This is a genomic window from Nocardia sp. NPDC003963 (genome assembly GCF_053605105.1).
In genome coordinates, this window is the sequence record NZ_JBSGIP010000023.1 from 74,277 (window position 1) to 93,441 (window position 19,165).

The 19,165-nt window shown below is 67.4% G+C and carries 17 protein-coding genes; 7 read left to right on the top strand and 10 right to left on the bottom strand.

From position 1 onward, the window contains the following. A complete protein-coding gene (locus tag ACWEWT_RS26745) occupies positions 1 to 1,200 on the bottom strand; it encodes an NAD(P)/FAD-dependent oxidoreductase (protein ID WP_452562967.1) in 1,200 nt (399 codons plus the stop codon). A gap of 360 nt (positions 1,201 to 1,560) precedes the next feature. On the opposite strand from ACWEWT_RS26745, the gene ACWEWT_RS26750 reads away from it, so the two are divergent. Further along, a complete protein-coding gene (locus tag ACWEWT_RS26750; RefSeq protein WP_452562968.1) occupies positions 1,561 to 1,917 on the top strand; it encodes an SPW repeat domain-containing protein in 357 nt (118 codons plus the stop codon). 595 nt (positions 1,918 to 2,512) lie between these two features. Beyond that, positions 2,513 to 4,306: a hypothetical protein gene (locus ACWEWT_RS26755; protein WP_452562969.1), complete on the top strand. Its 1,794-nt coding sequence runs from the start codon at positions 2,513 to 2,515 to the stop codon at positions 4,304 to 4,306. A 152-nt stretch (positions 4,307 to 4,458) separates the two neighbouring features. Here the strand turns inward: ACWEWT_RS26755 and ACWEWT_RS26760 are convergent, their stop codons facing one another. Further along, entirely contained in the window at positions 4,459 to 5,520 is a 1,062-nt protein-coding gene (locus tag ACWEWT_RS26760) for a helix-turn-helix transcriptional regulator (RefSeq protein ID WP_452562971.1), read from the bottom strand. Positions 5,521 to 5,608: 88 nt separating this feature from the next. Here ACWEWT_RS26760 and ACWEWT_RS26765 point away from each other — a divergent pair, with 88 nt between their 5' ends. Continuing rightward, positions 5,609 to 6,853, top strand: coding sequence for an FAD-dependent oxidoreductase (locus ACWEWT_RS26765; RefSeq protein ID WP_452562972.1), 1,245 nt, complete (start codon positions 5,609 to 5,611; stop codon positions 6,851 to 6,853). A 196-nt stretch (positions 6,854 to 7,049) separates the two neighbouring features. On the opposite strand, the gene ACWEWT_RS26770 is transcribed toward ACWEWT_RS26765, so the two are convergent. From ACWEWT_RS26770 to ACWEWT_RS26800, 7 genes are all read right to left on the bottom strand, one after another. Beyond that, a complete protein-coding gene (locus ACWEWT_RS26770; RefSeq protein ID WP_452562993.1) occupies positions 7,050 to 7,547 on the bottom strand; it encodes an LppP/LprE family lipoprotein in 498 nt (165 codons plus the stop codon). A gap of 584 nt (positions 7,548 to 8,131) precedes the next feature. Beyond that, complete coding sequence (gene tuf / locus ACWEWT_RS26775; RefSeq protein ID WP_452562974.1) at positions 8,132 to 9,322, bottom strand: elongation factor Tu; 1,191 nt, start codon at positions 9,320 to 9,322, stop codon at positions 8,132 to 8,134. 136 nt (positions 9,323 to 9,458) lie between these two features. Then, a complete protein-coding gene (gene fusA / locus ACWEWT_RS26780) occupies positions 9,459 to 11,561 on the bottom strand; it encodes an elongation factor G (RefSeq protein WP_452562976.1) in 2,103 nt (700 codons plus the stop codon). A 126-nt stretch (positions 11,562 to 11,687) separates the two neighbouring features. Then, positions 11,688 to 12,158: a 30S ribosomal protein S7 gene (rpsG, locus tag ACWEWT_RS26785; protein WP_030525248.1), complete on the bottom strand. Its 471-nt coding sequence runs from the start codon at positions 12,156 to 12,158 to the stop codon at positions 11,688 to 11,690. 1 nt (position 12,159) lies between these two features. Next, complete coding sequence (gene rpsL, locus ACWEWT_RS26790) at positions 12,160 to 12,534, bottom strand: 30S ribosomal protein S12 (protein ID WP_030525247.1); 375 nt, start codon at positions 12,532 to 12,534, stop codon at positions 12,160 to 12,162. A gap of 448 nt (positions 12,535 to 12,982) precedes the next feature. Further along, positions 12,983 to 13,537 carry a DUF3558 domain-containing protein gene (locus ACWEWT_RS26795; protein WP_452562977.1) on the bottom strand — a complete coding sequence of 185 codons (555 nt, stop codon included), beginning with the start codon at positions 13,535 to 13,537 and terminating at the stop codon, positions 12,983 to 12,985. A gap of 5 nt (positions 13,538 to 13,542) precedes the next feature. Then, on the bottom strand, positions 13,543 to 14,073 hold the full coding sequence (locus ACWEWT_RS26800; RefSeq protein ID WP_452562978.1) for a DUF3558 domain-containing protein: 531 nt from the start codon (positions 14,071 to 14,073) through the stop codon (positions 13,543 to 13,545). Positions 14,074 to 14,674: 601 nt separating this feature from the next. On the opposite strand from ACWEWT_RS26800, the gene ACWEWT_RS26805 reads away from it, so the two are divergent. After that, positions 14,675 to 14,926 carry a hypothetical protein gene (locus ACWEWT_RS26805; protein WP_452562980.1) on the top strand — a complete coding sequence of 84 codons (252 nt, stop codon included), beginning with the start codon at positions 14,675 to 14,677 and terminating at the stop codon, positions 14,924 to 14,926. Positions 14,927 to 15,020: 94 nt separating this feature from the next. Here ACWEWT_RS26805 and ACWEWT_RS26810 read toward each other — a convergent pair whose 3' ends face one another. Continuing rightward, positions 15,021 to 15,995 carry an NADPH:quinone oxidoreductase family protein gene (locus tag ACWEWT_RS26810; protein ID WP_452562981.1) on the bottom strand — a complete coding sequence of 325 codons (975 nt, stop codon included), beginning with the start codon at positions 15,993 to 15,995 and terminating at the stop codon, positions 15,021 to 15,023. A gap of 242 nt (positions 15,996 to 16,237) precedes the next feature. Here ACWEWT_RS26810 and ACWEWT_RS26815 point away from each other — a divergent pair, with 242 nt between their 5' ends. The 3 genes from ACWEWT_RS26815 to ACWEWT_RS26825 all read left to right on the top strand — a co-directional run bounded on the left by ACWEWT_RS26815 (position 16,238) and on the right by ACWEWT_RS26825 (position 18,598). Next, positions 16,238 to 16,570: a type VII secretion target gene (locus tag ACWEWT_RS26815; protein ID WP_452562983.1), complete on the top strand. Its 333-nt coding sequence runs from the start codon at positions 16,238 to 16,240 to the stop codon at positions 16,568 to 16,570. Next, complete coding sequence (locus tag ACWEWT_RS26820) at positions 16,567 to 17,700, top strand: transglycosylase SLT domain-containing protein (protein ID WP_452562984.1); 1,134 nt, start codon at positions 16,567 to 16,569, stop codon at positions 17,698 to 17,700. The genes ACWEWT_RS26815 and ACWEWT_RS26820 overlap by 4 nt, the downstream gene beginning before the upstream one ends. A gap of 127 nt (positions 17,701 to 17,827) precedes the next feature. Next, positions 17,828 to 18,598 carry an acyl-[acyl-carrier-protein] thioesterase gene (locus ACWEWT_RS26825; RefSeq protein WP_452562986.1) on the top strand — a complete coding sequence of 257 codons (771 nt, stop codon included), beginning with the start codon at positions 17,828 to 17,830 and terminating at the stop codon, positions 18,596 to 18,598. Positions 18,599 to 19,165: the final 567 nt, after the last annotated feature.

Sequence of the window (19,165 nt, forward strand, 5' to 3'; positions counted from 1 at the left end):
TTATTGAGTCGCGCCGAGCAATTCCTCCACCGGGGCGGCCGCGGCGATCTTCGCGCGCATCTTCATCACCTGACCGGTCATCCCGGCCCCGACCACGCCGGCGAGCCGGCCGTCACGGAAGTAGTACGCGAGGAACTTACGACCGTCGTCGGCGAGGATCCGGATATCGTCGGTGGCGCGCGGAGTCCCCAGTGCCTGGAGTTTCAGGTCGTACTGGTCGCTCCAGAAGTACGGGACCTGCGCGGTACTCGGCGCTTCCACCCCCAGCAGCGCGCAGGTCAGCAGTTTGGCCTGTTCACCGGCATTGGTCCAGTGCTCGATCCGGCGGTGTTCACCGGTGGGGGTACGCCAGGCCGCCACATCGCCGACCGCCCAGACACCGGGTGCGCTGGTCCGCCCCGCCTCGTCGGCGAAGACTCCGCCACCGGCCGCCGGTTCGGCCAGTTCGATACCGGATCCGGTCAGCCAGTCGGTCACCGGCCGCGAGCCGATCCCGGACACCACCAGATCCGCGGTCACCTCGGACCCGTCGGCCAGCCGGGCACCGCGCACCCGGCCCGCCGGATCGGCCAGCAGTTCGTCGACGCCGACCCCGCAGCGCAGATCCACCCCTTCGGCCCGATGCAACCTGGCCACGAGTTCGCCCAGCTCCGCACCGAGCACCCCGGCCAGCGGCGCGGGCTGCGGTTCCACCAGTACCACCGGCACGTTCTCCGCCCGCATACTGGCAGCCAGTTCACAACCGATGAAACCGGCACCGATCACCAGGGCCGCGGCGGTATCGCGCAGCCCGTCCCGGATGGCGACGGCATCGTCGTGACTGCGCAGGACATGGACCCCGCCGACCTCGTCGGTGCCGGGCAGCAGCCGGGGCCGCAGGCCGGTGGCGATGACCAGATGCTCGTAGTCCACCACCGATCCGTCGGCGAGCCGTACCTGTTTGGCCGCGGTGTCCACGCCGACCGCGGCCGTACCCAGGCGCAGATCGATCTTCTTCTCGTCGTAGAACTCGTCCGGCCGCAGCGGCGTCGCGGTGGTTTCGCCACGGACGAACTGCTTGGACAGTGGGGGGCGATCGTAGGGCGCGTGCGGCTCGTCCCCGAGCAGCACCAGTTCGCCCTCGTACCCCGCGCGGCGCAACTCCTCGGCGGTGCGCAACCCGGCCAGGCCGGCACCGGCGATCACGATCGGCGCGGACATACCGAACTCCCTCCCGCGGCACCCGGTGGCCGCGCCTGGAACAGGTTACAGAAATTTATGTAGCCCACCCTAACTGGTGCCACTGGGCGAAGCCCATCCCCGATCCGCGCACGGCCGGAGCGAAGGCGGAGGTACGCAATCCGCGCACGGCCGGAGCGAAGGCGGAGGTACGCAATCCGCGCACGGCCGGAGCGAAGGCGGAGGTACGCCCATCTCGTCGGGGCCGCGGCGGAAGCGCGCCGCCTGCGCATCGTTTCGCCGCGTAATCGTGTCCGTCGCGATACCGACCGGTCACTGTGGGACAGCTATACCGAGATCAGGCCCTGTCAACGGACCTGTTTCCAGTCTCAGGAGGCCACTATGTTCACAGAAAGCCGGACCCAGGATTTCCTGGCCGTAGTGCTCGGCGTATTCACCGCTCTGTCTCCGATCTGGGTGGCGACCAACAACCGGGCAGTGTGGACGATGATCGTGCTCGGCGCGCTCATCGCACTGACCGGACTCGCCCAGATGTACCGGCCCGCGATGGCGGCGGCCGACTACGGGATGGGCTTGTTCGGCGCACTGCTGTTCATCGCACCGTGGGCCATGAACTACACCAGCTACAACGGAGCGTCGTGGACGTCGTGGGTCGTCGGGATCGTCACCGTCGTACTCGCCGTGGCGGCACTGCCGGCAGTGGCCGGTCGTATGCACGGAGCCGCACCGCACCACTGACATCGTCCGCCCACCAGTACCCGCCGGCCGGGACCGGCGGTAGGGCGCATTTGCGCCATCGACACCAGCGGGAAAATTTCGAGGGGACCCGACAAGAGGCTCGCGAGCAGCGCCCGGCTGCGCCGATCCCGGCGAATACCCGCACATCTCGGCGTCCGGGCACGTCAGAGGTCCGTATCCGGGTACACCGGATACGGATCCGCGTGCGCGCTCACCGCCGCCGGGATGTAATCTCGATCACCGGGGGCGGCCGATGCTGCGGTCATGGGCTTCGCACACTAGAACGAAGACCACCCCGGCGGGTAAGAATGGGCCCATGGATGCCGAAAATGCCAGCCTCGGAGACGGACGTCGCGGCCGCCAGGAGGAGTACGGTCGCGCGCAGCACAACTCCGAGTCGAGGGGCTTCGCCGGCTTCGGATCGAACGAATTCGATTCGGCGAATGGTTCGAACGGCGCCACGAACCGATCCGATTCCATCCCGGATCACGGTTACACGTGGACCCCCGCACCACCGTCCACTCCCCCGCAGAGCCAGCACAGCACCGGCGGATCGGCAGCGTTGGATCCGTTCGCCGCCTGGAACACTCCCGGCGTGACAGGCGATGCGTCCGCCGTCGGGATCATGACATCCGGTGGACAGGAACCGGATTCCCGCTTCAGCACCGCACCGTCGGACCCGCCCCCCTATCCCGCACCTCCCGACGACCCGAACGGCCCCGATACCGCGGCACTGTCCACCCGGCGCAGTGCCGGACCGGATACGATCCCGGGACAGGCCGCCGGGCACTCCGCGTCACTCGCCTCCTCGGCGCGTATTCCCATACCCGGTTCGCCGTATGCGGCCGAACAACCGCCGGTCTCCACCGAATCCACCGTCCCCTCGTCGGGGGGCCGGCCCGATCCACTCGCCGCTCCGACGACCCAGCTGCCCACCTCGGGAGCCACGGAGATCCCCGGTTTCTCCTATTCGGCCGAGCCGGAGACGCAGGGGTCTGCCGACTCCCACGGCTCGTCCGCGGACACCGGATCGCTGCCGAGCTGGCTCAGCTCGATCGGCGAGGAACCGGCCCCGCACCCGCTGGAAACCGGTGGGCGCCGCCGCAAGATCGATCTGACCGAATCCGCGGAATCGGCCGACGCTTTCAATCCGTTCGAGGATCAGCACCTGCCCGACCCGGTGGAAAGTGCCGCGGTCGGACTGTCCGACCCCTATGAGCTGCCCGCCATTCCGAGTCCGCAGCACGAATCCGATACCTCGGCGGGCGATCCCACCGCCCCGCCCGAACTCCCGTCGCGCGGCCTGCCCACCCGCGCCTCCCGCACGCGCAACGCGCCCGGGACCGACGAGGAACCCGCGCCCGCGCCGATCACCGCGCGACGGCTGCCGCGTTCGGCGGCCCGGCACGCCCCGGCGCCGAGCGAGGAGGCGCACAACGGGTCCGGAAACGCGCACGAGGCCCGCACCGACACCGGGAGCGGACCGGAGTCCGCCGAGGCTCCGCAGAGCCCGGCCGACGAGCTGCCGGCACCGCGCCGGTTGCCGCGCTCCGCGGCCCGGTACAACACCGACGACGACCACCCTGTCGCCCGCGCTGACGAACCGGCCGCGCTGCGGATCGCGGACCCGGTACCGGATACCGCGCCCGCCGACGACGCCGGTGCGCATACCGTGGCTCCCCCGCGGCTGGCTCCACCCGGTGACGGCACGCCGATCCTCGACCGGTTGCTCGACCCCGAACCGGCACACGGTATCGATACCGACGACGAATCCGGGGCGGCACCGGTGGCCCGGATACTCACCCGGATACTGGAATCCGAACAGGAGCCCGCCCCGGCCCGGCACTCGGGCTCCGATGGCTCGGACGCACCGGAAGCCGCGGCCGAGACTCCGGAAATCGCGCCCCTGACTCTCGTCCCCGACGAGACGAGCGACAGCACCTCCGAGACTCGCGACGACGATCCCGATGCGCGCCCGCCCCTGGAGACACGGCGCTCACGGCGGGCGCGCGAGGCGGCCGAGGCCTCCGGGTCCGCGCTACCGGACCAGACGGAGCCCGAGCTCTCCGATCCCGTTCCGGACCCGGCGCCGGAGCCGATCGCTGCCCGGCGTCCGGCGCCGGTGGACGACACCGCATCCCGGCACAGCCGCAGCGAGGAAGGCGCCGATATAGATATCCACCTCATCATGCGTTTGCTCACGGCAAGCGATGATCTCGAAGTCCTGGCCGGGCAGGCGGAGACAGGCGAGGTATCGGCCGCCGAGGTGGCCCGCGCCGCGCGGGAGGCCCGGGCCGCAGTCCTCTCGGCAGTCACCGCCTGGTACGGCGGACCGGCCCAGATGGTCAAGTTCGCGAACGCGCTGCTGCAGGCCGCCCGCGAATCCTGATCCACCGGTCCGCGCCGGTTCCCCGATCGCGGCCCGGCCGGGTCTCCCGGCGCGGCCGCGACCAGCGGCGCGGTCACCGAAAGATCCGGCCGGCGTGGTCCTCGGTCGTCGCCTGCCCGCGTGTGCGGCCCCGGCGACGGGCCGCGCGAGTATCAACTGCGGGTCTCCGTACCCACCGGCCGTTCGACGGGGTGTTCGGCCGACGTATCCGCCGGGTCGATATCACCGGCCACCGATCGCCACCGGTACACGAGCCGACGGCAGGCTTCGACCAGTTCAGGGGGTTCCACGGCCGTGATATCGGCATCGAAGGTGGCGAGCAATCCCGCGATACCGGCCCAGGACCACGCGCCGATGATCAGGCGGCACCGACCGGGACCGAGGTGTTCGACGACCGATCCGCCGGGTGCCCAGCGCGCGACCGTCTCGGCTGCCAGGTCCAGATGCGCGCTTCCGGTGCACTCCCAGGAGGCGGGAGTATCCCCGCGGTCGTGGGTGGTCATGACAAAGCGCGCGATATCGCCGCCGGGTAGTTCCCTCGGCGCGAACCGGATTCCCGTGGGCGCGCGCAGATGGAGACGGTCGAGGCGGTGGACGCGCCAATCCTGCTCGGTCCGGTGATATCCGACCAGGTACCACCGACCCGCCCAGACCACCAGATGATGGGGTTCGAAGCGATGAGCCGGAGTGAACCCGGCCGTGCCGGGAACCGGACGGTTGCCGTCGGCCCCGAGCGTTTCGACGATGAGTACCTCATGGCGGTGTACCGCGCTGCCCGCGATCTGCAATGCCGCCCCATCGATGGGTGGCGCCGGGAACTCCCAGTAATTCTGCAACCTGGTGAGTCGTAACGTTTCCACGGCCGCACGCAGTCTGGCGGGCATGGCCTGTTCCAGGGTTTCGAGGGCCCGCGCGGTATCCGCGCCGAGGCCGAACACCGTGTTCGGAGCGGTCTGCAGGGCCACCGCGACCGCCATCGCCTGTTCCTCGTCGAACAGCAGCGGTGGCAGCGTAGGACTCGCGCCGAGGCGATACCCGCCCGCCGGGCCGCGCACTGTCAGGACCGGATAGTCGAGCAGGCGCAACGTTTCGATATCCCGCCGGACCGTTCGCTCGCTGACCTCGAGCCGGACGGCGAGCTCACCGAGCGACCAGCACCGGCGGGTGGCGAGCAAGGACAGCAGGCGCAGAGCACGCCGGGATGTATCGGCCACCGGTCCACGGTAGTGGACATTCGATGTCCACTACCGGTGGCATTGTCGCGCCCGGAATTGTCCGACCGGCTACGGGAGTCAGCACACAATGCACACCATCATCGTCGGAGGCGGAATCGGCGGCCTGGCCCTGGCCGCGGGTCTGCGCCGGCACGGATTCGGCGTATCGGTCTTCGACCGCGATCACGATGTCGCCGAGACCGGCGGCTACCACATCACGCTCGACGGCCGGGCGCAGGCAGCGCTCCGGGAACTCGTGACACCGGAGGTTTTCGAACGGCTGTTGAGATCGGCGTCGGCACTGCGCCTGCGGAGCCGGGACGCGCTCTGGGACCGGCGTGGCCGCCTCCTGGGGTACGGGCCGCTACTCGACGACAGTCCGAGTGTGGACATCGACCGCATCACGCTGCGTACAATCCTGGCCGACGCGGTCGGTACCGATCTCCACCTGGGCCGGACGGTCACCGATATCACCCGCACCGCGGCGGGCGAACCGGTGGCGGTTTTCGCCGACGAGTCCTCCTGCCACGGCGATCTGCTGGTGGGCGCGGACGGCGCTCATTCCCTGGTCGCCCGCCACCTGGCCGGGGGCCCCACCAGCGGTCCGGCCGGTATCGTCGGCTTCTCCGGCCGGACCGCCGCCGAGGACCTCGGCGCAGTCGAGCGGCAACGGCTCGGGACCCGCTCGGGAATGGCGGTCGGACCGCGCGCCACGGCCCTCTACACCGGATTCCTGGACCCGACGGGCAACGCGGTACTGCACGCGACGGATCGGCGGGAGGCGATCACGACGGGTCCCACCTATATCTGGGGCGCCATGTTCCCCGAATCGGCCGCGACCGATTCGCTGCGCGGCCTGCGCGGCGACGCACTGCGTAGTGCGCTGTCCGACCGCTTCGGCCGCGCCGGCTGGCGCCGATCCACCCTGGAAGTCGTCGAACGAGCCGAACCCGGCAGCATCGCGGCCTTCCGCTTCAATGCTTCGTCGACCCGGGCACAGGATCTGGCGCCCTGGGCCGCGGGTTCTGTCACCGCGCTGGGTGATGCGGTGCACGCGACACCACCGACCGCGGGAATGGGCGCCGGGGCCGCCATACGCGATGCGGCGAGCCTGCTGACGGGCCTGCGCGCGGTCGCTGCGGGCACGAGCACCCTGGCTGTCGCCGTGAGCGGTTTCGAAGCGGAGATGCGGGTGCGCGGTAGCGAAATCCTCACCCAGGCGATGCGCACAGTCCGCTGGATGCGCGCGACCGACACTCGGCTCGGAGCGGCCGTCATCGGGCTGGCGACACCGGTACTGGCCACCGCAAATATGCTCGCGCGCAGGCGCTGACCGTACCGGTGGGACGAAAAGGCCGTTCCCCAAGGGGGAACGGCCTCAGGTCGACGGTGACCGAAGTCCGCGCTCTCGGCACCGGAAACGCAGAACGACGACTCAGTGATCTCGGTACAGCGACCGGCGCCGATGGGCGCCCGCCCCCGCCCACACGGATCGTGCGACGTGACGAGCACAGACAACGGAATAGTTGTCAGCCGGTCACCTCTGGCGGAATCGGATCGATCGGTCCGGGCGGTGATTGCGGGAAGAGCTGGTAGCGCACATCGGCCCGGCCGGTGGGGTTCGCGTTGGGGTCTCCGGGGTTCAGCCACCTGAACGTGATGGTGATCTGCCCCGGAGCGTCGCTGCCGGCGACAGTGAGGAATGCCTCGGGATCCGCGGTAGCTGTGCTCCCGTATTTGAAGTGGTCGAAGAGCAGGATATGCCCGGGCGAGCTGCCGGTCGCGCCCTCCGGGTCGACCTGCACCCAGTTCAGCGCGCAGTCGACGGACGAACCACTGCCCGTCACTACCCACGGCACATCCGGGAAAGCCTGCGGCAGTCGGCCGACGGCGTCGTCCACGCGCTCGGCGGGTACGGCGGGGCACGATTCGGAAGTATCGGGGCTTTCCGGCGTGGCGCCGACAGCACCGGCACTGCCCGCCGTGGCGGCAAAGACGAGTGACAGGACAGCGGCAGCTTTGCGCATCAAACCGAGCTCCTTCGTTCGACGTCGGATACCCATAACATCGGCCGTGGAGTTCGAGCGTTATCGAAGCGGCCGGTTACCGACGAAAACGCGGTGGTCGGAAGAACATCCATCCAGAACCCGGCCGACCGTATCGAGATTCACCGAGGGAACCGAGATGGTATCCTCGCCCGTCGTGCGAGTATTGGTCAGCAGTATCAAATGTAAACGCGGCATCAGCAGCGCTGTGTTGGTCGGCGCGGTAGCTGTCGGCGCTCTGACCGGGCTGGCGGCCCCGGCATCGGCCGACCGCGGACTGCCCCTCACCCCCGAAGTCAGTTCAGCACCAGTAGCGAACGACGGTTGCACCTTCTCTTCGGTTGGTGGCTCGTGCAGCGATCCTGGGCCGGTGGGCAGGCTGTGGATCGCGTTCTTGGACGCGACCGGAAGTTCCGGTCTGTACTTCTGACAGTCGAGACCGATCGCCGCCGGAATTCCACGCGCCCGGCTACTTCCGGACCCGACTCATACCGTGCGCCCTGTCGCACATAACGAGAACGGCGCCGCTCCTTTCGGAGCGACGCCGTTTCCAGCGATTCAGTGAATCACTTGACGATCTTGGTGACGCGACCGGCACCGACGGTGCGGCCACCCTCACGGATCGCGAAACGCAGGCCCTCGTCCATGGCGACCGGCTGGATCAGCTTCACCGACATCTCGGTGTTGTCGCCGGGCATAACCATTTCGGTGCCCTCGGGCAGGGTCACAACGCCCGTCACGTCAGTCGTACGGAAGTAGAACTGCGGACGGTAGTTGTTGAAGAACGGGGTGTGGCGGCCACCCTCGTCCTTGGACAGGATGTAGGCCTGCCCCTCGAACTCGGTGTGCGGGGTGGTGGTGCCCGGCTTGACCACGACCTGGCCGCGCTCCACGTCCTCGCGCTTGATGCCACGGATCAGCAGACCCGCGTTGTCACCGGCCTCGGCGCTGTCCAGCATCTTGCGGAACATCTCGATACCGGTGATGGTGGTCTTGGTCTTCTCCGGGCGGATGCCGACGATCTCGACCTCGGCATTGAGGTTGATGGTGCCCCGCTCGACACGACCGGTGACCACGGTGCCACGACCGGTGATGGTGAAGACATCCTCGATCGGCATCAGGAACGGCAGATCGGTCTCACGCACCGGATCCGGGATCGACTCGTCGACCGCGTTCATCAGCTCGATGATGGACTCGCTCCACTTCTCGTCGCCCTCCAGCGCCTTCAGGCCGGAAACACGCACGACGGGGGCGTCCTCGTCGAACTCCTGCGAGGCCAGCAGCTCGCGGACCTCCATCTCGACGAGCTCGAGGATTTCCTCGTCGTCGACCATATCCGACTTGTTCAGCGCGACCAGGATGTAGGGCACGCCGACCTGACGGGCGAGCAGCACGTGCTCACGGGTCTGCGGCATCGGGCCGTCGGTGGCCGCGACCACCAGGATGGCGCCGTCCATCTGCGCCGCACCGGTGATCATGTTCTTGATGTAGTCGGCGTGACCCGGGGCGTCGACGTGGGCGTAGTGGCGCTTCTCGGTCTGGTACTCGACGTGGGAGATGTTGATCGTGATACCACGAGCCTTCTCCTCCGGCGCCTTGTCGATCTGATCGAAGGCAAAGCTCTCGTTCAGATCCGGGTACTTCTCCGCCAGCACCTTGGTGATCGCTGCGGTCAGCGTGGTCTTGCCGTGGTCGACGTGACCGATGGTGCCGATGTTGACGTGCGGCTTTGTCCGCTCGAACTTCGCCTTCGCCACTGTGTGGTCCTCCTGGACTTGTTGGTGCTTGCAGTTGCAGCAGTGCGGGGGTCATCCCCACTCGCGTGGGGAACTAACGGTTGAACAAACTCCCGGGAGATCCGGGGCAGGTGAGCTACCTGCCCCGGAGGGGTATTTACTCGCCGGTCGCCTTGGCGATGATCTCCTTCGACACGTTGGCCGGAACCTCCGCGTACGAATCGAACACCATGGAGTAGTTCGCCCGGCCCTGGGTCTTCGACCGCAGGTCACCGATGTAACCGAACATCTCCGAGAGCGGAACCAGCGCCTTGACGACACGGGCACCACTGCGTTCCTCCATGGCCTGGATCTGGCCACGGCGGGAGTTCAGGTCGCCGATCACATCGCCCATGTACTCCTCGGGCGTGGTGACCTCGACCGCCATCAGCGGTTCGAGGATCACCGGACCGGCCTTACGGGCCGCTTCCTTCATGGCCTGCGCGCCGGCGATCTTGAACGCCATCTCCGAGGAGTCGACGTCGTGGTACGCACCGTCGAGCAGGCTCACCTTCAGGTTGACCAGCGGGTAACCGGCGAGCACACCGTACTGCATGGCGTCCTGTGCGCCCGCGTCGACCGAAGGGATGTATTCCTTCGGCACACGGCCACCGGTGACCTTGTTCTCGAACTCGTAGGTGGCGCCGTCTTCACCGACGAACGGCTCCAGCGCGATGATGACCTTCGCGAACTGACCCGAACCACCCGTCTGCTTCTTATGGGTGTATTCGAGCTTCTCGACCTTCTTGGTGATGGTCTCGCGGTAGGCCACCTGCGGCTTGCCGACGTTGGCCTCGACCTTGAATTCGCGCTTCATCCGGTCGACCAGGATGTCCAGGTGCAGCTCGCCCATACCGCCGATGACGGTCTGGCCGGTCTCCTGGTCCAGCTTCACCGTGAAGGTCGGATCCTCTTCGGCGAGCTTCTGGATCGCGGTGCCCAGCTTCTCCTGGTCGGACTTGGTCTTGGGCTCGATGGAGACCTCGATGACCGGGTCCGGGAAGGTCATCGATTCCAGCACGATCTGGTTGTTCGGATCGCACAGGGTATCGCCGGTGGTGGTGTCCTTCAGGCCGATGACCGCGTAGATATGGCCGGCGCTGACCTGGGGTACCGGGTTCTCCTTGTTGGAGTGCATCTGGAACAGCTTGCCCAGCCGCTCCTTCTTGCCCTTGGTCGCGTTGATGACCTGGGCACCGGAGTCGACCTTGCCCGAGTAGACGCGGACGTAGGTCAGTTTGCCGAAGAACGGGTGCACCGCGATCTTGAACGCCAGGGCCGCGAACGGCTCGTCGGCGCTCGGCTTACGGGTGATGACCTCGTCTTCCTTGCCGGGCACATGACCCTGCACGGATTCGACATCCAGCGGCGAGGGCAGGTAGTCCACCACGGCGTCGAGCATGGGCTGCACGCCCTTGTTCTTGAACGCGGAACCACACAGCACCGGGTACAGCTCGGAGTTGACCGTCAGCTTGCGGATGGCGCCCTTGATCTCGTCGATCGAGAGCTCCTCGCCGCCGAAGAACTTCTCCAGCAGGGCCTCGTCCGATTCGGCGACGGTCTCGAGCAGTTCCTGACGGTACTGCTCGGCCTTCTCCTTGAGATCGGCCGGGATTTCCTGGACCTCGTACTTCTCACCGAGCTTGGTTTCGCCGGTCCAGACCTTCGCGTTCATCTCGACCAGGTCGACGATGCCCTCGAAGGTGTCCTCGGCACCGATCGGCAGCTGGATGACCAGCGGCTTGGCGCCGAGGCGGTCCTTGATGGTCTGCACGGTGAAGTAGAAGTCCGCGCCGAGCTTGTCCATCTTGTTGACGAAGCAGATCCGCGGCACGTCGTACTTGTCGGCCTGCCGCCACACCTGTTCGGACTGCGGCTCCACACCCTCTTTGCCGTCGAAGACGGCGACAGCGCCATCGAGCACACGCAGGCTGCGCTCCACCTCGACGGTGAAGTCGACGTGGCCGGGGGTGTCGATGATGTTGATCTGGTTCTGGTTCCAGAAGCAGGTCACCGCCGCGGAGGTGATGGTGATGCCGCGCTCCTGCTCCTGCTCCATCCAGTCGGTGGTCGACGCCCCGTCATGGGTTTCGCCGATCTTGTAGTTCACACCGGTGTAGAAGAGGATGCGTTCGGTCGTAGTGGTCTTGCCCGCATCGATGTGGGCCATGATGCCGATGTTGCGGACCTTGTTCAGGTCGGTGAGCACGTCCTGTGCCACGGAAATCTTCCCCGCTCGTAGCTAGTTGGGATTTTCGCCGACGACCGTACGGTCGTCATATCTGTCAAAGCGGAAGCGGAAGCTTCCGTAAGCCTCCCGGCCCAGGAGCGATGGGCCGGGCAGACATCACCAGCGGTAGTGCGCGAAGGCCCGGTTCGACTCGGCCATCTTGTGGGTGTCCTCGCGACGCTTGACCGAAGCACCGAGGCCGTTGCTGGCATCCAGCAGTTCGTTGGCCAGGCGCTCGATCATGGTCTTCTCACGACGCGCCCGCGAGTAGTTGACCAGCCAGCGCAGCGCGAGAGTATTGGAGCGGCCGGGACGGACCTCGACCGGAACCTGGTAGGTGGCGCCACCGACGCGGCGCGGCTTCACCTCGAGGGCAGGCTTGACGTTGTCCAGCGCGCGCTTGAGGGTGACGACCGGATCGGTGCCGGTCTTCTCGCGCGCCTGCTCCAGCGCGCCGTACACGATGCGCTCGGCAGTGGACTTCTTGCCGTCCAGGAGAATCTTGTTGACCAGTTGCGTCACCAGCGGCGACCCGTAGACCGGGTCGTTGATCAGCGGACGCTTGGGAGCGGGGCCCTTGCGAGGCATATCAGCTCTTCTCCTTCTTGGCGCCGTAACGGCTGCGGGCCTGCTTGCGGTTCTTCACACCCTGGGTGTCGAGCGAGCCGCGGATGATCTTGTAGCGCACACCGGGAAGGTCCTTCACACGACCGCCGCGCACGAGCACCATCGAGTGCTCCTGCAGGTTGTGGCCTTCGCCCGGGATGTAAGCCGTGACCTCGACCGCGCTGGTCAGCTTCACACGCGCGACCTTCCGCAGCGCGGAGTTCGGCTTCTTGGGGGTGGTGGTGTACACGCGGGTGCACACGCCACGACGCTGCGGGCTCCCCTTCAGGGCCGCGGTCTTGGTCTTGGCGACCTTGTCGCGACGACCCTTGCGGACCAGCTGGTTGATGGTTGGCATATACCGGCTTTCCTTTTATCGGTTATGGCGGTGTCAGGGCTGTTCATCGAGCTTTCACCCGCACGTCCAACCACGTTTCTCGCGTCCCGAGGTCGGGCGTGTCGCACGCAGTTCAGGGCCCGATTTACAGGCACGCTGGAATCGTCAGCCGCTTTCGCTGGCCTACGTCTACGCTCGAACTTGCCCGTATCCTTCCGGGCACAGCGGTCCACTGTACTCGGGCGTAGTGAATAGGGTCAAAACCGGGGTGATGTTGTGATATGGCGGGCCGGCCGCGGCCCCTCGATTTCCGGCTCTCGACCCCTCCCGGGCAGTCTCTGGCCCACCTGTCAACAGCCGGGCCCCGCCGCTTGTTCCGGGCACCGACCCGGACTTGTTCCCCGGACCATCCCGGGCCCGGCGACCCGGCATCGGTGCGCCCGCCGGGATCCCGGCGGGTATCGAACCGTCAGCGAGCGATATTGAGGGTGAGCTCGAGCAATTTCTTCGCGGCGGCGCACGGATCGGGTGTCCCCGAGTTCACCCACCAGCCGATCACCCCGGAGTCGGCGGCGCTCGCGGTCATCCCGCACGAATTCGGATCGCCGGGCCGCCGCACCTCGAGGGCGATCGTGCCCTGCACCGTGGTCTTCGTGGTGATGTAGCCCAGCTTGTCGTTCGTCGCCTGCTCGTTGCGCAGGGATCCGTTCTCGTACCAGTTCAAGGTGAGCATTCCGGAGCCACCGCCGATATCCCACATGCACACCGCGCCGAAGAAGGAGTCACGGATATAGGTGTTGCCGCCGAGCACATCGACGATCTGCTGCTCGGTGACCACCTCGCATTCGCGGAGCAGTTTGTCTATCTGGGCCGTATTCACCGATTCACCGCCACCGACCGGCAGCGCGGTCCCGTCGACGGTGCTACCGCAGCCGACGCCGAGCACCGTCGTCACCGATAGCGCAGCGGCGGCGACCGCGGTGCGGAATCGCCGCCCGCGCCGGGCCCGCGGGTGGTCTGCCATCGTCATCACCCCAGCCGCTCGACGGTCAGTTCGGCCAATGCGCGGCTCTTGTCACACGGGTTGGTACCGGTACCGCTGAACGAACCCAGCGCGGTGGACCATTCGAAGAAGTCGTCGTCGAGTTGCACTGCCAGATCACAGACACGCCCGGTGGGATCCAGTGCCGCGAACCCGGTGCGCCCACCCACGGTGATCGGTTCCGGCGGGCGGCCGCGCGTGGTGACCCATGCCTTCTCTCGCTCCAAGGGGCTACCGCGATAGGAGGCGAAGGTTATCGAGGTTCCGCCCAGCCCGCCGGCCTGCCAATTGCAGCCGACCGCGTTCTTGAACGACTGCGCGATCTGGCCGATACCTCCGAGATCACGGACTTCCTCGTCGGTGACATGCCCGCATTCCCCCACGAACGGACCGAGTGCAGCCACCTTCGGAGCCGGGCCGCGCGGTCCGTCGGCGGCCTCGCCGTCCTGGTCGGTCCCGCACCCCGTGAGTGCAAACGCCGCGGTTAACCCGAGGACTATCGCCGACCTGATCCGCATGCCGTGCACAATACCGACGAAAGATCGCGCCCGGCGGCGGTGCAGGTCGCCCGGGGTTCCGGCACCGGCGGGCATATGCCCGGCGAACCCGTGCGGCACCGTATTCCGCCATCGCCGGGGAAATGTCGCGCGGCCGAGTCGGCAGTCGGCCCGGCAGTGCGCCGGAATACCTCGACGGGAAGGGTTGCCCGCCCCCGCGAATTCGATCCGCGCAGAAGTGTGGAATCCGGTGGAACCGTTTCCGGCCGAGGCCCGTCAGTAGATGTGACAGAACAGTTTTCGGGCAGAAGTCCTGCTCGATCACCGAACCTCTCGGGACCGACGGCGCGAGTCGCGCTCCCGATTCGTTCGACGGGCTCACAGGGGGGATGGTTCCAATCGAGAATATCCGGGCGTGGCAGCAACTCCCGGGGTTTCCCCGGACGGCTGCCCGGCACGTCGCCTCGTAGCAGTCGCCGTTGCGCGACCGGGTCACCGGTCCATCGGAGAACACAGATCACGCAGGAGCTCGCGTCCGCCTTCACGCGGATCAGCGACGCCTGCGAACTGCCCGGCGCACAGGCTCCGGGCATCCACACACCACCGAATTCACGGAGAAGCCATGAAACGCATTATCGGTTCGGCATTCGTCGCCGGAGTCATCGGAGCCGCGCTGCTCGGCGCCGGCGGTACGGCCGCCGCGTCCGAAGCACCCCTCCTTCCCAAGGTGTTCCCCAGCGGCGCCGAGTGCATGCAGGCGCTGGAAGCGATGGAACAACAGGAGGGTGTGCGCGGCGTCTATGCCTGCTACCCGCGCGATGGGCGCAACCCCGCTGGTGTCAACACACTCGATCGGCAACGGCGCGGCCGGTAGCCGGATCCGGGGTGCACCGGTCTCACCCCGGTTCGGGTGGGCCGGTGCACCGGCCGCCGGGCCCGCTTCCGTTACCTCAGCGCGGTGTCACACCTCAGCGCAGTGTCACCACGACCTTGCCGGTGGCGGCGCGGTTCTCCAGTGAAGCGACCGCCTGCGCGGCCTGTTCCAGCGGGAAAAGCACCGCCTGCGGCGCGGCGATCTTCCCGGATGCGAACAGCGGCTCCACTTCGGCCCACTGCTCGAGGAGATAACCCGGATGCGAGAGCACCCATTCACCCCAGCCCGCACCGACGACTTCGACATTCTTCAGCAGCAGGCGGTTCACCTTCACGGTCGGGATATCACCGCCGGTGAAGCCGACCACCAGCAGACGCCCGCCGCGGGCCAGCGACCGGATGCTGTCGGTGAAACGGTCACCGCCCACCGGGTCGAGCACGATATCCACACCGCGGTTGTCGGTGAGCTCCTTGACCCGGTCCAGCCATCCGTCGGTGAGCACCACATCGGTGGCGCCGTGCGCACGGGCGATCTCGGCCTTCTCCTCGGTGCTGACCACCGCGATAACCCGGCCCGCGCCCAGCGCACCCGCCAGTCGCAGCGTAGAGGTGCCGATCCCGCCGGCCGCGCCGTGCACCAGCACGGTTTCCCCCTCGGCGAGGCGGCCGCGGTTACGCAGGCAGAAGTGCACGGTGAGATCGTTGAACAGGATCCCGGCACCGGCTTCGAAGGAGATGTTGTCCGGCAGCCGGAAGACCATTTCGGCGGTGGTCGTGGCGACCTCCGCCATGGCATTACCCAGCATGGTCAACGCGCAGACGCGGTCACCGGGTTTCACATGCGATCCCTCGGGGGCCTCGCGCACCACCCCGGCGACCTCGCCGCCGACCACGAAGGGCATCGGGGGTTTCATCTGATAGAGCCCACGGGTCATCAGGACGTCGGGAAAGGCGACACCAGCGGCGTGTACATCGATCACCACCCCTCCCGGCAGCGGCTTCGGTTCCGGGATATCGACGATCTCGATCGCTTCCGGTCCCTCGAGTTTGCTGACCTGAGCTGCGCGCATATACCGACCTCTCGTGTTCGCCGACCGGCGGTTATAGAGACGTGCCAGTCGTCATGTACCAATCCACCCGTCTTCCCCAACTTAATGGGCACCACCGGTCCGAGTCCATCCCCGGAGCGGGGTGAGACCGCCCGGACGAGCCCGACTTCCGATCGCTCGCGCCTGTCGAGCCGACCTCGGGAAATACGCCATCTTGTCAGGCTCGGCCACATCGGGAACGGGTGGGAATCCATGGGGGACGAATGAACGAGGAAACGAGCACACCGGGTACGACGGTACGGGTCGGCCCGGGTCTGCTGCGCGGTTTCGCCGGACGGCTCGATACCGAGGCGGACGCGGTCACCGCGCTCGATACCGCCGGGGTTCTCGCCACGGTCACCACCGCGCTCCCCGGCACCGGGTTCGGTCCGCCCGCCCAGCGCGCCGCCGACCTCACCGCCTCCTGCCTGCACCGTATCGCCGACCGTCTCAACGCTGTCGCGGATACGCTGCGCACGAGCGCGGGCGACTACGAAATGACCGAAGCGGAGGTCACCGCAGCGCTCACCACCGTCGGACTGGAGCCCACGGTATGACCCTCACCATCGGCAACGTCGAACAATGGCAGGCCGACCACCTGACCGCGGCCGCCACCCACGCGAACACCCTGGCCGGCCGTCTCGATCAACTCACCGGCACCGCGGTCACCGATACCCGGGCGATGAACTGGTCGGGGCCCGCCGGTACGGCAGCCGGCATCCGCATGGATACCGAACGCACGCGGACCGGAGCGGTGAGCGCGGCCCTGCTGGAACTCGATACCGCGCTGCGCGCCGAAGTCACCGATCTGATCGAGGCGAAGAACAGAGTGCTGCTGCTGCGCGATACCGCGCGTGATACCGCACAACCGCCGCTACCCGCTTTCGAGGTGGCCGACGACGGCACCGTCAGCGCCCGAGCACGGATCGACCACCTGCGCCGGGCCGCCGGCGATACCGCCGACTCCCCCGAGATGCAGCGCATCGAACTGGCCCAGCGACTCGTGGCGGCCTCCCACCAGTGGCATATCGTCAACGCCCTGCAAGCCGCGGAGGATACGGCTAACCGCGCGACCACCCAGGTCCAGCGAGCGGTCACCGAACTGGAGCGCGCCTACGGCGGACTGGGTGATCCGGGCACCGCCCCCGCCCCCGCGCCGCCGGCTCCCGCCGTCACCAGCGCACCGGCGGCCGGCGACAGTCCACCGAGCGGTTATCCCGTCACCAGCGGCACACCGACCAGTTCCCTGACGGGCGGCACCTCCACCGACACCGGCTCCGGCAGCCCCGCACTCTCCACCGGCACCGCCGCCCCCACCGTCATGCCCACCGGGGATCAGGCGGAATGGATCCAGGAAGCCATCCGGGTGCTGCGCGAGAACGGCTACGACATAGACGATTCCGAAGCCGCCACCATCGCGCTGATAATCGAACGCGAATCCGGCGGCGATCCGAACGCGATCAACCTGTGGGACAGCAACGCGGCGGCCGGGATCCCGTCGAAGGGTCTCATGCAGACCATCGACCCCACCTTCGACTCCTATTCGCTACCCGGCCACAGCGATATCTGGAACCCGGTGGACAACATCATCGCCGGTACGAGATACGCCATCGAACGATACGGTTCGCTCGGCAATGTACCCGGCGTGGTCGGCGTCTCCGACGGCTCCGGTTACGTCGGATACTGACCACCGTCACCCGCCGAACACCACGAACAGGCGGCTCGGCGTGGCGCGGTGACACAGGCCCCGTAAAGTCGTCTCACAGGAAACACGCAGAAGTACCGCGGCCCAGCCCGCCGCGCGAGGAGCACAAGTGTCACTCGATCAGCCGCTCGCCCCGCTTCCCCAGGAGGGCATGGGGTTCGTCACGGCGTGGCCGGTGCGAGCCGGCGACGTGGACCCGTACAACCGTCTACGCCTCGACGGTGTCGCCCGCTACCTGCAGGACATCGCCTGGGAACACCTCCATCAATCGGTGCTGGAGCGCAGCGACCCGAGCTGGATCATCCGGCGCACGGTCATCGACGTGGTGCGGCCGGTGCTCTGGCCCGATCAGGTGCACCTGCGTCGCTGGTGTTCGAGTATGTCCACCCGCTGGGCGAATATGCGGGTCCGGATCACCAGCGACCGCGGCGGCCTGATCGAAACCGAGGGTTTCTGGATCAATATCAACGAGTCGAACAATATGCCCGCCCGGATCAGCGATACCGGCCTGGCCTACCTCGCCCAGACCACAGCCGAACAACGCCTGCGCTGGCGCCCCTGGCTGACCGACTCCACCCCACCGGAATCCGATACCGATCTGCCGTTCCCGCTTCGGGCCACCGATATCGACCAGTACAACCATGTGAACAACACCTGCTACTGGCAGGCCGTGGAGCAGTACCTGGTCGACTACCCGAAACTGGTCAGCGGCCCGCATCGCGCGGTCATCGAGTACGTCGCCCCGGTCCTGGCCCGCCAGCACATCAGTGTGCGCAGCAGATACGAACCCGGCGACCGGACGACCGGCCGGCCGACGCTGCGACTGTGGTTCGTGGTCGACGGAATCACCACCACCATCGTCCGCGTAGCACCCCTGTAGCACAAAACCGTCCCGCCGCCTCTATTCGATCCCCGCCGTACCGACCCACAACCGGTACGGACCTCGAATACCACCGCAACCCACTGCGTCGAGTCCGACGAGGGCACCCGAACCGGCCCACACCCGTCACCAGCCCCGAATGCCCCGCACCCCCGAGTCGAGTCTTACGAGACACCCCACAAAGGGTTGAGGCCCGTCCCGCCCTTGGCCGAAGGTGCTCAAAGGCCACCTTCCGCGGACGGCCCACCGCACATCGCATGCGCCGCAGACGCGAGTCTCGAGGCCTGAACGGCGGGACACCACGGGGCCCCAACCCCGCGACGCCGAAGACCGCGCCAAAAACACAGCACCTTCACAAACAGGCCCACATCCCCACCTTCGCGGACGAGCGAGCCTCGATCATGAATCAAGCCTCGATCATGAACGCCGACACCCCCACCCGCAGGCCCGCATGCCGACCAGGCCGTCAATGCCCCCGCAACCCCCCGAGTCGAGTCTTACGAGACACCTCCAAGGGTTGAGGCCCGTCCCGCCGTTCAGGCCTCGAAGCGCATGCGCGAAGCGCGA